Origin of the sequence: Pseudomonas sp., assembly GCF_050739775.1 — a bacterium.
Taxonomy (GTDB): Bacteria; Pseudomonadota; Gammaproteobacteria; order Pseudomonadales; family Pseudomonadaceae; genus Aquipseudomonas.
On the sequence record NZ_JBOICA010000004.1, the window covers coordinates 140,706 to 154,813 of the forward strand.

General features: G+C 57.6%; 14 protein-coding genes and 1 pseudogene. 9 read left to right on the top strand and 6 right to left on the bottom strand.

Annotated elements, in window-relative coordinates; genetic code table 11:
• Nucleotides 1–7: 7 nt before the first annotated feature.
• The gene (locus tag ACRESH_RS04055; RefSeq protein WP_431740738.1) at nt 8–367 is read right to left on the bottom strand and encodes a co-regulatory protein PtrA N-terminal domain-containing protein; all 360 of its coding nucleotides are present in this window, start codon (nt 365–367) and stop codon (nt 8–10) included.
• Between the two features lie 192 nt (nt 368–559).
• Here ACRESH_RS04055 and ACRESH_RS04060 point away from each other — a divergent pair, with 192 nt between their 5' ends.
• From ACRESH_RS04060 to ACRESH_RS04090, 7 genes are all read left to right on the top strand, one after another.
• Nucleotides 560–1,237, top strand: coding sequence for a heavy metal response regulator transcription factor (locus tag ACRESH_RS04060; RefSeq protein WP_431740739.1), 678 nt, complete (start codon nt 560–562; stop codon nt 1,235–1,237).
• Nucleotides 1,237–2,631, top strand: coding sequence for a heavy metal sensor histidine kinase (locus ACRESH_RS04065; RefSeq protein ID WP_431740754.1), 1,395 nt, complete (start codon nt 1,237–1,239; stop codon nt 2,629–2,631). Before ACRESH_RS04060 ends, ACRESH_RS04065 begins: the two co-directional genes overlap by 1 nt.
• A 322-nt stretch (nt 2,632–2,953) precedes the next feature.
• Complete coding sequence (locus ACRESH_RS04070) at nt 2,954–3,295, top strand: hypothetical protein (RefSeq protein ID WP_431740740.1); 342 nt, start codon at nt 2,954–2,956, stop codon at nt 3,293–3,295.
• A 98-nt stretch (nt 3,296–3,393) separates the two neighbouring features.
• Nucleotides 3,394–4,650: a TolC family protein gene (locus ACRESH_RS04075; protein ID WP_431740741.1), complete on the top strand. Its 1,257-nt coding sequence runs from the start codon at nt 3,394–3,396 to the stop codon at nt 4,648–4,650.
• Complete coding sequence (locus ACRESH_RS04080; protein ID WP_431740742.1) at nt 4,647–6,131, top strand: efflux RND transporter periplasmic adaptor subunit; 1,485 nt, start codon at nt 4,647–4,649, stop codon at nt 6,129–6,131. Before ACRESH_RS04075 ends, ACRESH_RS04080 begins: the two co-directional genes overlap by 4 nt.
• Nucleotides 6,128–9,286, top strand: coding sequence for an efflux RND transporter permease subunit (locus ACRESH_RS04085; protein WP_431740743.1), 3,159 nt, complete (start codon nt 6,128–6,130; stop codon nt 9,284–9,286). Before ACRESH_RS04080 ends, ACRESH_RS04085 begins: the two co-directional genes overlap by 4 nt.
• Nucleotides 9,283–9,645: a copper-binding protein gene (locus tag ACRESH_RS04090; protein ID WP_431740744.1), complete on the top strand. Its 363-nt coding sequence runs from the start codon at nt 9,283–9,285 to the stop codon at nt 9,643–9,645. Before ACRESH_RS04085 ends, ACRESH_RS04090 begins: the two co-directional genes overlap by 4 nt.
• A 77-nt stretch (nt 9,646–9,722) precedes the next feature.
• Here ACRESH_RS04090 and ACRESH_RS04095 read toward each other — a convergent pair whose 3' ends face one another.
• The 5 genes from ACRESH_RS04095 to ACRESH_RS04115 form a co-directional block, all read right to left on the bottom strand.
• Nucleotides 9,723–9,854 carry a YHYH domain-containing protein gene (locus tag ACRESH_RS04095; RefSeq protein ID WP_431740745.1) on the bottom strand — a complete coding sequence of 44 codons (132 nt, stop codon included), beginning with the start codon at nt 9,852–9,854 and terminating at the stop codon, nt 9,723–9,725.
• A gap of 279 nt (nt 9,855–10,133) precedes the next feature.
• Nucleotides 10,134–10,724 carry a TraX family protein gene (locus tag ACRESH_RS04100; protein ID WP_431740746.1) on the bottom strand — a complete coding sequence of 197 codons (591 nt, stop codon included), beginning with the start codon at nt 10,722–10,724 and terminating at the stop codon, nt 10,134–10,136.
• Nucleotides 10,724–11,161 carry a YqaA family protein gene (locus ACRESH_RS04105; RefSeq protein WP_431740747.1) on the bottom strand — a complete coding sequence of 146 codons (438 nt, stop codon included), beginning with the start codon at nt 11,159–11,161 and terminating at the stop codon, nt 10,724–10,726. Before ACRESH_RS04105 ends, ACRESH_RS04100 begins: the two co-directional genes overlap by 1 nt.
• Before the next feature lie 12 nt (nt 11,162–11,173).
• Entirely contained in the window at nt 11,174–12,310 is a 1,137-nt protein-coding gene (locus tag ACRESH_RS04110) for a nickel/cobalt efflux protein RcnA (RefSeq protein WP_431740755.1), read from the bottom strand.
• Nucleotides 12,311–12,317: 7 nt separating this feature from the next.
• Nucleotides 12,318–12,635, bottom strand: coding sequence for a metal-sensing transcriptional repressor (locus ACRESH_RS04115; protein WP_431740748.1), 318 nt, complete (start codon nt 12,633–12,635; stop codon nt 12,318–12,320).
• Nucleotides 12,636–13,150: 515 nt separating this feature from the next.
• On the opposite strand from ACRESH_RS04115, the gene ACRESH_RS04120 reads away from it, so the two are divergent.
• Together ACRESH_RS04120 and ACRESH_RS04125 are read left to right on the top strand one after the other, a co-directional pair.
• A complete protein-coding gene (locus ACRESH_RS04120; protein WP_431740749.1) occupies nt 13,151–13,888 on the top strand; it encodes a HupE/UreJ family protein in 738 nt (245 codons plus the stop codon).
• Between the two features lie 12 nt (nt 13,889–13,900).
• Nucleotides 13,901–13,981 (top strand): annotated as a pseudogene (locus ACRESH_RS04125) (transmembrane anchor protein); the annotation flags it as partial.
• Between the last annotated feature and the right edge of the window lie 127 nt (nt 13,982–14,108).

Below are 14,108 nucleotides of genomic sequence, written 5' to 3' on the forward strand. Positions count from 1 at the left end.
TTCGGGGTTACGGATGACACTCCTTGTCCGCCATCATTAGCTTGTGCTCACGGACCATCTGACCAAGTACGTCATCCACAATCTTGTCGTGTTTCTCCATCCACGCTAGATGTTCATCCTTTGTCATGCCTGCTTTGGGATGGTCTTGATGCAGCTGGCTCATCAAGTCCTGCAACATGGCCATGTGCTCTTTCATGTGCACATGTCGTTGGCTGGAGTCAGCTTTCTCCGCTTTTATCAGTACGGCCTCGGCCTGGTCCCGAAGCAACTGGATTCTTTCGAGCGCACGGTCGCTTCCACCTTCAGCGAACACAGTTGAAGACAGCAGCATAGCTGTAGCAAGAAGCACTGGTTTGAGCGATTTCACAGGACGATCTCCATCAGGTTGTCAGGGTCACTGCTACCGCTAACGGCAGGCACGATTACGATGCCGCTCATAACAGACCGTAGACGGGACTCCCTGACAGCCGCCTGATGCCTATATTACTTTTGCGTCAGGTTCTGGTTGGGCGACTTTTTTGCTGCAAACTGGACATGTTCACCATTGGGGTCGAAGCACATGAAACTACTCGTAGCTGAGGATGAACCAAAAACCGGAGCCTACTTGCAACAGGGCCTCGCAGAGGCCGGTTTTACTGTTGATCGTGTCCTCTCGGGTACGGACGCCCTTCAACATGCACTGAGCGAAACCTACGACCTGCTGATTCTCGACGTGATGATGCCGGGGCTAGATGGCTGGGAAGTCCTGCGGATGGTTCGTGCGGCAGGTAAGGACGTCCCTGTCTTGTTCCTGACGGCTCGTGATGGCGTAGACGATCGAGTGAAAGGTCTTGAGCTTGGGGCCGATGATTACCTCATCAAACCATTCGCATTCTCAGAGCTACTCGCTCGGGTCCGTACGCTACTGCGCCGGGGCATCAGCTCGTCAGCTCAAACCACCATGAAAATGGCGGATCTTGAGGTTGACCTTCTCAAACGGCGTGCCACTCGAAACGGCAAGCGAATTGACCTGACAGCCAAGGAGTTTTCACTTCTAGAGCTTCTGATGCGGCGTCGTGGTGAAGTGCTGCCCAAATCCCTAATTGCATCCCAGGTGTGGGACATGAATTTCGACAGCGACACCAATGTGATCGAGGTGGCGATTCGGCGACTGCGGGCAAAGATTGATGACGACTTTGCTCCGAAGCTCATTCACACAGCCCGAGGCATGGGTTACATGATGGATGCACCTGAGTGATGCTGTCTCAGTCCTCACTCGTCAAGCGCCTGACCCTGATGATCATGTTCGCGGTCATCGCTGTACTGGTGGTCGCAGGCATCAGCTTCAACATACTGAGTCAACATCACTTTCGAATGCTCGATGAACAAGCACTATCCGAGAAGCTGGAGTCGACAAGACACATCCTGTCGATCCAGGCACCGGTAGCGAGGCTGGAAGAGCTGCGACCGCAACTACGCGCATTATTAGGCGCCCACCAGGATCTGACGGCGGAGATCCTCACATCAGACGGTACTGTACTGTTTTCAGATCTCAAAACCGTGCAGATCCCCGATCGTTACAAGCGTGCTGAAAAAGAAGCCATGTGGGAATGGCAGGACGAATCCCATAACTTCCGCGGCGTCACGTCTCACGTCGAGATCCAAGGCGACCCAGCCCCCGGCACCGTCATGCTGATGCTGGATATCACCAGCCATGCGCATTTCTTTGAAACCCTACAACGGTGGTTCGGAATCGGTTTGGTTATCAGTGCGTTGGTCAGCGCAGGCTTGGGTTGGCTGGTCGCGAAAAGTGGGCTGCGTCCCGTCGAGCAGATCACGAAGGTTGCGACGTCCATGTCTGCTAGGTCACTCCAAGAACGCATCCCACTGGAACCTGTGCCACTTGAACTTCAAGAACTGATCTTGTCATTCAACGGAATGCTCGCACGCTTGGATGACGCATTCGTTCGCCTATCCAACTTTTCGGCCGACATCGCACACGAATTAAGAACCCCGGTGAGTAACCTGCTGACGCACACCGAGGTCGTGCTGACCAGGAAACGCAATTTAGACGCGTATGAGGAGAACCTGTACTCGAATCTGGAGGACCTGAAGCGAATGTCCCGCATGATCGATGACATGCTCTTCCTCGCCAAGGCCGACAACGGACTCATCATTCCTGAGCAGGTCGACATCGAACTGGAAGATCTCGTGTCCAAGCTCTTCGAGTACTACCAATTACTGGCTGAGGATCGAGGAGTACGGCTAAGCCTACATGGAAGGGGAATCATCACTGGAGACCGTTTGATGATTGACCGAGCTGTCTCCAATATCCTCTCGAATGCCATGCGATACACGCCGGAAGGAAAGGAGATTGCGGTGGAGATCCAGCATTCCGCAGACGAGGTGACCCTCACCATACGAAATGGCGGAGCCACAATTGATTCGCAGCACATCAACAAGATCTTTGATCGTTTCTACCGTGCCGACCCGGCGAGGCGGGAGGGAGGTCCCAGCAATGCAGGGCTCGGTCTTGCGATCACCCGTTCCATTGTAGAAGCACACAAAGGCAGAGTCTGGTGCACCTCATCTGAAGGTATGACCGCCTTTCACTTTGCTTTTCCTGCCAATCAAGAGGAAGCGGTCGGGTAGCGAGCGCTTGTGCCATTAATGTTGCGCTAACCAGTTTCACCTACACTCGCCCACATGACCCACTTGTCACCACTGTTAAGCCAAGCGTGACGCCTCGTCTGCTACGGGCAACTGCTTTTCAGTCACTCGATTGAGAGCCTGGATTTTGAGCACTTCAAGTAAACGCCAACTGCCCATGGAACCGCCTAGCTGGCCTCTTTCTGTGGCATGGTGGTGTCTGCGAAACTCGGAACGATTCATTGACCCTTAAAATCTAGTCAATGGGCTCTTCCTGAGAGATTTGTCATTGTCCGGTGCGCTAGCAGCGACTAGACTCCCCAGCATGAAACGCTATCTACGGTGCTGCCTCATTTTCCTGGTTAGCCTGGCGCTTCCCTTCAGTGGGATGGCGGGCATCGAGGCACCGACTGAACCCTGCCCGATGAAGACCATGGGCATGGCGATGATGGACGACATGGGCATGGACTGCTGCAACGATATGAAAAGCCCTGCCGAACACGGCAAGCCCTGCAAGCCGGGTCAGGAATGCAAGACTGGCGGCATGCTGCAAGTCTCGATCATCAAGCCTCCTGTTACCTTGTCCAGCCCCGTCGTGGCGTCCGTCTTCGGCGAATTCCTACTTACGCAGCCCCCTTCAGGGGTATGGCGACCGCCCTGCGCCTGATTCCTGTACCAGACTGAGTCCCATCGCCATTGATGCGATGGCATACCTGCGTGCATCTCTGAAGAGACACGCCGTGATTCATCACAGGAATCGTGAACATGAACTCCAAGTGCTATTGCACAGGTTGGTCCCTCGTAGCCGGTCTGCTGGCAAGCGTACTGCCATTGCCGAGCGTTGCCGCCCCGCTGACCCTCGATGAAGCCTTACGGCTGGCTGAAAACAATGCCCCCTCACTCACCGCCCAAGCGGCCAAACTCCGAGCTGCCAGCAGCGCAGCCATCCCCGCCGGCGAGCTACCCGATCCGAAACTATTGCTGGGGGTGCAGAACTACCCGATTGGCGGCCCGGATCGCTGGAGCATTGACCAAGACTTCATGACCATGCAGATGGTTGGGGTCATGCAGGAAATGCCCAACCGCGACAAGCGCCGGGCGCGTATCGAAGTCGCCGAAGCAGCCGTTGACCGAGCCGCGGCTGAAGGTCGAATCGAGCGATTGACTGTCCGACAGGCCACGGCATTGGCCTGGATCAGCAGCTATTCAGTCGAGCGTAAAGAGGTGCTGTTCCAGGACTTTTACAAAGAAAATCGTCTGTTGAGCGATACCGTCCGGGCGCAGATCGCCGGTGGCCGCGCCCAGCCTGCCGATGCGGTCACACCCAGGCAGGAAGCGGCGCAGTTGGCGGAGCAACAGGACGATCTGATTCGCCAGCGAGCACAAGCTCGAGCAGCTCTCAAGCGCTGGATTGGCGCCGCCGCCAATGACCAGCCTGTGGGCCGTCTACCGGAATGGCCTGTCGATACCTCGGGCTATTCCCACAAGTTGCAACATCACCCTGAACTGGCAGCGTTTACGCCGATGACCCGCGAGGCTGAAGCCAAGGTGCGCGAAGCCGAAGCGGAAAAGCAGTCCGACTGGAGCTGGGAAGTCGATTACCAGCGCCGCGGACGGGAGTTCGGCGACATGGTCAGCGTGCAATTCTCATGGGACCTGCCGTTGTTCCCCGGCTCCCGACAAAATCCCAGGATCGCCGCCAAACACGCCGAGCTGAATCAATTGGAAGCCGAGCGCGAAGCGCTTACACGCGAGCATACCCAGCAACTGGAGGCGGATCTGGCTGACTACGAGCGTCTCAACCGTGCCGTACACCGCAGTCAGGAAAGCCTGGTCCCCCTGGCCAAGGAGAAGATTGGACTGAGCATGGCCAGCTACCGCGCCGGTAAAGGCGACCTGGCGGCTGTTATCGCGGCCCGGCGTGAACTCATCGAGGCCCGCCTCAAGCAAATTGACGTCGAAGAGCAGCGAGCGCTGACCAACGCACGCTTGTATTTCAGCTATGGGGAAACGAGCCAATGAGCACTCGAATCTGGAAAGGGGCTGTGTTGATTGGCTTGTCGGTCGCCCTAGGGGTTGCAGGCGGCTACTGGTTCGCTCAGCAACGCATGAACACAATGCCTGATGCGCTCACCCAGCAGGCTTCCAAGACGCAAGACGAACGCAAGGTGCTGTATTGGTACGACCCGATGGTCCCGCAGCAGAAGTTCGATAAACCGGGCAAATCGCCCTTTATGGACATGGAATTGGTGCCCCGATACGCTGATTCTGCGGCGGACAGTGCTGCCATCAGTATCGACCCGAGCCTGACCCAGAATCTCGGCCTGCGTTTTGCGACAGTCACTCGTGGCGTCCTCGCCTCCAGCCTGGACGTTGTCGGCGTGCTGGCGTTCAACGAGCGGCATGTCGCGGTGATTCAGGCGCGTACCGCTGGCTTTGTCGAGCGGGTGTATGCCCGCGCTCCAGGCGACGTGCTCAAGGCCAATGCACCATTGGCGGATATTCTGGTACCGGAATGGGCCGCTGCTCAGGAAGAATTCCTCGCACTTAAACGTAATGGCGATGCCGACTTGCTGGCAGCGGCCCGCCAACGGCTGCGCCTCACGGGAATGCCGGCGGCACTGATTACTCAGGTAGAGCGCAGCGGCAAGGTCCAGCCGAACCTGACCCTTACCAGCCCCATTGGCGGTGTGCTGCAAGAGTTGGATGTCCGTACGGGCATGACCGTGGCGGCCGGCGAGACGCTGGCCCGAGTCAATGGTTTGAGCAGCGTCTGGCTGGCGGTGGCCGTTCCAGAGTCGGAAACTGGATCGATCATCGTCGGACAGACGGTAGAAGCACACCTGCCAGCCTTCCCGGGGACAGTGCTCAACGGCACGGTCAGTGCGATTCTGCCGGAAACCAATTCGGATAGCCGCACCGTTCGTGTGCGAGTCGAGCTCCCCAACGCTGACGGGCGACTCAGACCGGGAATGACAGCGCAGGTGCGTCTGAACCACACGACCGAGCAAAGTGCCTTGTGGGTGCCGAGCGAGGCGGTCATCCGCACCGGTCGGCGCACGCTGGTGATGCTCGCTGAAGATGCGGGGCGCTACCGTCCGGTAGAGGTGCAACTCGGGCAGGAAAACGATGGTAAGACGGTGGTATTGAAAGGCTTGCAAGAAGGTCAACAGGTCGTCAGCTCCGGACAATTCTTGCTCGACTCCGAGGCCAGCCTCAAGGGCATCGTCGCAAGCACGCTGGAAATGCCAGCACCTCCCACCGCCGCCTCCGCCCTTCATGAGTCGGAGGGGCAAGTCCTGCAGATCAATAGCCAAGACGTCACGCTCGCCCACGGCCCCTTCAAGACATTGGGTATGCCAGGCATGACCATGACTTTTCCGTTAGCCGACCCTGCGCTCATGCAGGGGCTCAAGCCGGGTGACAAGGTTCGTGTATCCGTCAGTCAAACCGATGATGGTTTGCGCGTTGAGCGCCTGGAAAAACTTGGGGGCCAGCCATGATCGCGGCTCTTATCCGCTGGTCAGTGGCTAACCGCTTCCTGGTGCTATTGGCCACGCTGTTTGTCACAGCCTGGGGCGTCTGGTCGGTGCAGAGCACGCCCATCGATGCGCTGCCGGACCTGTCCGATGTGCAGGTGATCATTCGCACCCCGTATCCGGGCCAGGCACCGCAGATCGTCGAGAACCAGGTGACCTACCCGTTGGCCACCACCATGCTCTCGGTACCGGGGGCAAAAACCGTGCGCGGCTATTCCTTTTTCGGCGACAGCTTCGTGTACGTGCTGTTCGAAGACGGTACCGATATGTATTGGGCTCGCTCACGGGTGCTGGAGTACCTGAGCCAGGTACAAAGTCGCCTGCCCGCCAGTGCCAAGCCGGCGTTGGGGCCAGATGCCACCGGGGTGGGCTGGATCTATCAGTACGCCCTGGTGGATCGCAGCGGTGGACACGACCTGGCGCAACTCCGTGCACTTCAGGACTGGTTTCTCAAATTTGAACTGAAGACCCTGCCCAATGTGGCAGAAGTGGCCACCGTGGGCGGCATGGTCAAGCAGTACCAGGTGCAGCTCGATCCGCTCAAACTGGCCAGCCTCGGCATCACCCAGGCGCAGGTCACCGAGGCGATTGGCAAGGCCAACCAGGAAACCGGTGGCGCCGTGTTGGAGATGGCGGAAACCGAGTTTATGGTTCGCGCGTCAGGCTACCTGAAGACATTGAATGACTTTCGAGCAATTCCACTCAAGCTCGGTGCCGGTGGCGTACCAGTGACCCTCGGCGAAGTCGCGACGGTCCAGTTGGGTCCAGAGATGCGTCGCGGTATCACTGAACTCGACGGCGAAGGCGAGACCGTTGGCGGCGTGGTAATACTGCGTAGCGGCAAGAACGCTCGCGAAACCATCACGGCGGTCAAGGCCAAACTCGACGAACTGAAAAGCAGCCTGCCGGCGGGTGTGGAAATCGTCACTACCTATGACCGCAGTAAGCTGATCGACCGCGCCGTGGAAAACCTCAGCCACAAGTTGCTCGAAGAGTTCATCGTCGTCGCTTTAGTCTGCGGGATTTTCCTTTGGCATCTGCGCTCATCCCTGGTGGCCATTATCTCACTGCCGGTCGGAGTATTGATGGCCTTCATCGTCATGCGCTACCAGGGAATCAACGCCAACATCATGTCCTTGGGTGGTATCGCCATTGCCATCGGTGCCATGGTCGACGCCGCAGTGGTGATGATCGAGAACGCCCACAAGAAGATCGAGGCCTGGCACGTGGCCCATCCAGGGGAAGAACTCAAGGGTGAACATCACTGGCATTTAATGACCGAAGCTGCGATCGAGGTAGGGCCAGCGCTGTTTTTCTGTCTGTTGATCATCACCTTGTCGTTCATCCCAGTCTTCACCCTGGAGGCACAGGAGGGACGGCTGTTTGGGCCCCTGGCGTTCACCAAAACCTACGCCATGGCGGCGGCAGCCGGATTATCGGTGACCCTAGTGCCGGTGCTGATGGGCTACTGGATTCGCGGACGGATTCCCAATGAGGAACAGAACCCGCTGAATCGCTGGTTGATCAGGCTCTATCAACCCGCCTTGGACGCGGTGCTGCGTCGGCCCAAAGTCACTATGCTGGTCGCACTGCTGGTGTTCCTCAGCACACTATGGCCGATGTCCCGGTTGGGGGGTGAGTTCCTGCCGCCGCTGGACGAGGGCGATCTGCTCTACATGCCTTCGGCGCTGCCAGGGTTGTCGGCGCAGAAAGCGGCGCAATTGCTGCAGCAGACTGACCGCCTGATCAAGACGGTGCCCGAAGTCGAGCACGTCTTCGGTAAAGCAGGCCGCGCCGAAACCGCCACCGACCCGGCGCCATTGGAGATGTTCGAGACCACTATCCAGTTCAAGCCGCGTGAGCAATGGCGACCCGGCCTGACCCAGGAGAAGCTGGTGGAGGAACTGGATCGGGTAGTGCGTGTGCCGGGATTGACCAATATCTGGATCCCGCCGATTCGCAATCGCATCGACATGCTCGCCACTGGGATCAAGAGCCCGATCGGGGTGAAAATTGCCGGTAGCAACCTGACGGACATCGATGCAGCCACTCAGGCAGTCGAGCGTGTGGCCAAGGACGTGCCTGGGGTCAGTTCGGCCCTGGCCGAACGCCTGACCGGGGGGCGCTATATCGACGTCGATATCGACCGCAAAGCTGCTGCTCGCTATGGGTTGAATATCGATGATGTGCAATCGATCGTCGCCGGCGCCATCGGCGGTGAAAATGTCGGGGAAACCATTGAGGGGCTCGCCCGCTTCCCGATCAATGTGCGATATCCGCGTGAGTGGCGTGATTCGCTCGGTGGTCTGGAGCAACTACCGATCTACACCCCACTGGGGAGCCAGATCACCCTTGGCACGGTGGCGAAGATCAAGGTCAGCGACGGTCCGCCGATGCTCAAGAGCGAGAATGCACGGCCTTCTGGCTGGGTCTATATCGATGTGCGGGGGCGGGATATCGCTTCCGTGGTCGCCGACCTGCGCCAGGTCGTCAGTGAGCAGGTCACATTGCAGCCGGGCATGAGCTTGAGTTACTCGGGGCAGTTCGAATTTCTCGAACGGGCCAACGCCCGGCTCAAGCTGGTGGTACCGGCCACGCTGCTGATCATTTTCGTGCTGCTCTACCTGACCTTTGCCCGCTTCGACGAAGCCTTGCTGATCATGGCCACGCTGCCATTCGCCCTGACGGGCGGAGCGTGGTTCCTCTATCTGCTGGGTTTCAATTTGTCGGTGGCCACCGGTGTCGGCTTTATCGCCCTGGCCGGTGTATCGGCTGAGTTTGGGGTGATCATGCTGCTCTACCTGAAGAACGCCTGGGCCGAACGTGAAGACCTCGGTGACAACACAGAGCGTGGGCTGGTCGCCGCGATTCGTGAAGGCGCGGTGCAACGCGTTAGGCCCAAGGCCATGACCGTGGCGGTGATCATCGCCGGCCTCTTACCGATTCTCTGGGGCAGCGGCACCGGTAGTGAAGTGATGAGTCGCATCGCCGCGCCGATGGTCGGCGGCATGGTCACCGCGCCCTTGCTTTCTCTCTTTGTCATTCCGGCGGCCTACCGCTTGATGCGCCGTCGGCACCTCCCCGTTGTATCCACCACCCCTCAAGGAAAAGTCGTATGAAACTGACCCTGATCGCCGTTGCAAGCACCGTTGTCGCACTGTCTCTCTCCGCTCAGGCGGAGGACATGCCGGGTATGAAGATGGACGCTATGCCCATGGAGGGCATGCAGATGAAGCAAGAAACCCAGCAGGCTCCAGTGGCCAAAGCCGAGGGAACGATCAAGGCTGTCGATACCACGAAGCACACAGTGACGATTGCGCATGGCGCCGTGCCAGCCCTGCAGTGGCCCGCCATGACCATGGCATTCAATGCGACAAACAAGCAACTGGCAGGCCTGAAAGCTGGGGATCAAGTAGCGTTTGAGTTTCGTGCCGAGGGAATGGCAGCCACTATCGTGTCGATCAAGCCCCTGAAGTAACAATGGCACGGATGGCTGGTTCGACCTTCCCTGATGACCACCATTGGAGAGGCCCAGCAACCGCTGGGCTTTGCCGCTTAGTGGCAGTGGTAACCGCCAGTTTTGTGGTTGGTGTGGCAACCTTTAGCGTCGGTACCACCACTGTGCGCGAATGCGGCTACCGAGGAGAACGAAAAGACAGCGGCAATCACGAGGGAAACGACTTTCATCAGGCTAACTCCATGCGTAATTTTTGTAGGTGGAACCTTCCACCGCGCACAGGTTATGGCTAATTGCTTTCATCCGACAAGAATTTGCGGACTCGGTTATGGGTAAGCCGATGAAAGGCATTTTTGTGCCTCACAGACACAAACGAAGGGCTTGCAACGCAACCAAGTGCCCAGGATAGAACCAATACCCCCACTGGCGAACCGGTTGCACATTGAAATGCAGGCTCTGACGTAGCAGCCACAGTCCTAGAAGTGGAGCAGCAAAAGCAGTGCCCAAGGCTAAAATCGACGGAGGGTCGAGATCCAGAGCCTTGGCAACGATGCTGTGCGCGTATTGATTAACACGCACAGAAGCGCAGGCAGTAACCACAGTATGCCTGGCCGCTTGATTGCAACGAGCACTACCGCTGGTACTAGGACGCCGTAGAACCCGTACATCAGCGTATCGTCGAGCAGGTAAGTAAGCACGCCCGCAGTTATAACCATGGCTCCGGCCAGCCATGTGCGGTGGTGAATTCCCCAGGTGACCAGCAGTCCCAATGTCAGGGTAACCAGTACATTGAACAAGCCAGACGTGCTTATGTAGCGATATGGCACCTCGGAGATGATCGCGAACAAGACCATCAAAATGAGGTATCGGCCGTTGGCTGCTGTAAGTAACTCACCGGGTGTCGTACGCGCCACATTAGCAGCAATCGCTACGCAAAACAGCGGAAAAGCGAGCCGTCCAACGATAAACAGGTCGCCCATTTCGGGCCATACCAAGCGCAGGTGATCGATGACCATTGTGGTCATTGCCAACCACTTGATCAGGTCCTGGCCAGCATTGCGATGTTTGATGACCGGTGCTGTTGGCTCATACGCGCTCATCACGAACCTCCCAGAACCAGCACAGTTAGCAGCAGGTACCGCCCTCCCTTGGCCAGGGTGACAATCAGAAGGAAACGCCACAAAGGCTCACGCATGATGCCTGCGACCAGTGTCAGTGGATCGCCAATGACGGGGGCCCAGCTGAGTAGCAAGGACCAGTGGCCGTAGCGCTGATAGGACTGTTGGGCTTTTTCGAGCTTGCTCTCACTGACCGGAAACCAACGCTTATGCCGAAAGTGCTCGATGCTGCGCCCAAGTATCCAGTTCAGCAACGAGCCCAGGACGTTGCCAGCAGTAGCCACCAGTAGCAGTGTCAAGGGCACGAATTTGTCGGAGACCAGCATGCCGACAAGCAATGCCTCTGACTGCATGGGCAGCAGGGTGGCGGCCCCGAGTGCCGCCAGAAACAGGCCGATGTAGCTGGTCAGTTCGAACACTGTGCAGCCCCCTCAGCTGTTCAGACCGATCCAGCCATGGAAGCCCACATAGAGGCCGACACCGATAATCAGGACGCAGGAGAGGTACGGCGCACGCCGCGCCACGGTACCTAGCCATGGCCAGCGATTGGAGGCTTGTCTTGCGCCAATTGCTGCTGCGCTTCCTACGGCCACTAGGGTAAGCGCCAACCCAATGCTGAAGCACAGAACCAGCATGCCGCCCAGTGCGACCTCTTTAACCTGAAGGCAGAGCAGCAATACGGTGATGGCGGCAGGGCATGGAATGAGGCCACCGGTCAGGCCAAACATGATGATCTGACCTGTTGTCACTTCTCGGTTGGTAAAGCGCTTACGGATGTCGTGGGCATGGGCACGTTCATGCGCGTCCTGGTAGCCATCGACTGACAGTTCTAAACCCTCAAGCTCGGAGTGGCCGTGACCATGATCGTGCTCGCGGTAAGCGAGATCATAGTCATGCGAATGACCTGCATGGCCGAGGCTGAGTCGTGCGCTGAATTCATGGGGTTCAGGAATATCAACCGTGGATTCGAGGTACCCCTCTCGCTCAACAAAGGCGAATTGCTGGGCCATCCCATCGGGCCTGGTGGTGATCAATTGAACTTGGGCAGCCGGCCAGGCATGGCCACTTAGCACTTTCATCCGCCAGTGAGGGGGTACTCCTTCTTCGAAAATTGAAAGCTCGATCCGGCCATGGCTGGTATCAATACGGTGAGTCTCATCATGATGCCCGTGATCATGATCGCCGTGATGGTGATCATCGCCTTGCTCGAATTTGAACATCTGCTCGCCATGCCACGTCCGCCAGAGCATCCACAAGGCAATCACAATGATCAGGGCAGAAGACGCAAGCTGGAAGTAAGGCTCTGTAGTCTGCGCATCCAGCCCCTTACCCAGGTACATCCCGCCGATTGCAACCAGCCATACCACCAACGTGTGGGAAACCGTGGCGGCAAGGCCCAACAGAATCGCCTGTTTCACCGATCCACGAATAGCAACGATGAACGCGGCCATCATGGTTTTAGAGTGACCAGGCTCAAGCCCGTGGAGAGCACCAAGTAAGATGGCACTGGGGAAGTACAGCCAGGCGTGGGCTCCGCCCTGCTGCAGCAACTCTGCGAAATTCGGCATGGGGAACCTAAAGGTATTTCGTGATTTGCTTGAATTCTTCAAGCGAAGATCGATCACCGTTACTCAATGCCGCAACGGTGTCTTCCAGGCAGTGGTCGATGTGATCCTGAATGAGCGTGCGCTTGGCTTGGCAAACCGCTTTTTCAACTGCATGCAGCTGCTGTGCGATGTCGACGCACTCGCGGCCCTCCTCAATCATCGCGATGATACTTCGCAGGTGGCCGTCCGCACGTTTGAGGCGCTTGATGATTGCTTCGTGGCTTTGATGGGTATGCGTATGACCATGCGGGTGGTCATGGGCATGGAGGTGCTCATGCTCAGTCATGACTTGAGTCTCTGGTTCCGATGAATTACGCTGGCATCGTATCCCCCAGGGGGGGATAGGTCAACCACGCTTCAGATTCCTTGGAATTGGCCTGAAAGGCACCTGTGATGCTTAGTCGCGCTCTCTCAACGATGGTGATTCTTGCTCTCGCTCTGGCCGTTATCACGGCTTGGGCGGGGCATGCCTGCCTATTCGTTGTCAGTGCCCAACAAGCATCCTGCACCAGAGGTGGTGCAAGGAGCGGAGCATGATCACAGTCATGGAGCATCGTCCTGTGCTAAATGTGCCGACCATTACCACTCGCCACTAACCCCTGACCACCAGCACGAGACTCCTCAGCTGAGCTCTACGGTGCAGCTTGCTGCACAGCAGAAGCCATTCGTGCGCCTCGCCGCGCCAGGGCATTCACTTCCCCGATCGCCAATATTCCTGATCGAGCGTCCCCCCCGTCCTCCGATTGCATCCTGACCATGGCCGCACAGCGGCTCAAGATCATTGCAACGTAGGATTGATCCATGCAATTGCACCCAACGAGTGGCGGGGATGTGTTCGCTATGCGCTCACGCCGACCGCTATTGCTACTCTTTTTACTTGTCGCATCGCTTTGTTTAGACATGCCCTCGGCGCTGGCTCATGCCGTCGCCGAGGGAGATAAAGGCTTTATCCAGGAAAGCTCGGGCGTGATGCTCCTGCCGTTCATCTACATGGGCGCCAAGCACATGATGACGGGGTACGACCACCTGCTGTTTCTGTTCGGGGTGATCTTCTTCCTGTATCGAATGAAGGATGTCGGGCTCTACGTCACGCTGTTTGCCGTCGGGCATTCGGTCACCCTATTACTGGGTGTGCTCACGGAAATCAGCATCAGCTCGTACGTCATTGACGCCATCATCGGTTTCTCCGTGGTGTACAAGGCGCTCGACAACCTGGGCGCCTTTCAACGCTGGTTTGGCTTCCAGCCAAATACCAAGGTGGCCACGCTGGTGTTTGGTCTGCTGCACGGTTTCGGCTTGGCGACCAAGATCCAGGAATACGAGATCTCTTCGGATGGCCTGATCCCCAACCTGATTGCTTTCAACGTTGGCGTTGAGATCGGTCAGCTGTTGGCACTCGGCAGCATTCTTATCCTGATGGGCTATTGGCGGCGGACAGCCAGCTTCTGGCGCCATGCCTACACCGCCAACGTCGCCATGATGAGTGCCGGTTTCCTACTTATGGGTTACCAGCTGACTGGCCTGCTTGTTTCCTCATAAGGAATTCTGACTATGTTCAATACCCCGCTTCCAACTGCAAGTGAGCTGCCCAGCAGTCGTCAACTCGTCCGTTCCACTGTGATTGCCTTGGCAACGTAAGCGGCCAGCGAACACACCTTCAGAATCCCCGTATTAAGGGCGATGGTGTCCGCCTATCTTTAAGCGGACGCGATCACCCTTATCGCCAGGATTCTCATGCGCCAACGAAGCTCTTATCCAA

Coding starts and splice junctions, on each gene's coding strand:
- ACRESH_RS04060 (WP_431740739.1), top strand. CDS start 560: ATGAAACTACTCGTAGCTGAGGATGAACCAAAAACCGGAGCCTACTTG.
- ACRESH_RS04075 (WP_431740741.1), top strand. CDS start 3,394: ATGAACTCCAAGTGCTATTGCACAGGTTGGTCCCTCGTAGCCGGTCTG.
- ACRESH_RS04115 (WP_431740748.1), bottom strand. CDS start 12,635: ATGACTGAGCATGAGCACCTCCATGCCCATGACCACCCGCATGGTCAT.
- ACRESH_RS04095 (WP_431740745.1), bottom strand. CDS start 9,854: ATGAAAGTCGTTTCCCTCGTGATTGCCGCTGTCTTTTCGTTCTCCTCG.
- ACRESH_RS04085 (WP_431740743.1), top strand. CDS start 6,128: ATGATCGCGGCTCTTATCCGCTGGTCAGTGGCTAACCGCTTCCTGGTG.
- ACRESH_RS04120 (WP_431740749.1), top strand. CDS start 13,151: ATGCAATTGCACCCAACGAGTGGCGGGGATGTGTTCGCTATGCGCTCA.
- ACRESH_RS04110 (WP_431740755.1), bottom strand. CDS start 12,310: ATGCCGAATTTCGCAGAGTTGCTGCAGCAGGGCGGAGCCCACGCCTGG.
- ACRESH_RS04065 (WP_431740754.1), top strand. CDS start 1,237: ATGCTGTCTCAGTCCTCACTCGTCAAGCGCCTGACCCTGATGATCATG.
- ACRESH_RS04100 (WP_431740746.1), bottom strand. CDS start 10,724: ATGAGCGCGTATGAGCCAACAGCACCGGTCATCAAACATCGCAATGCT.
- ACRESH_RS04070 (WP_431740740.1), top strand. CDS start 2,954: ATGAAACGCTATCTACGGTGCTGCCTCATTTTCCTGGTTAGCCTGGCG.
- ACRESH_RS04080 (WP_431740742.1), top strand. CDS start 4,647: ATGAGCACTCGAATCTGGAAAGGGGCTGTGTTGATTGGCTTGTCGGTC.
- ACRESH_RS04090 (WP_431740744.1), top strand. CDS start 9,283: ATGAAACTGACCCTGATCGCCGTTGCAAGCACCGTTGTCGCACTGTCT.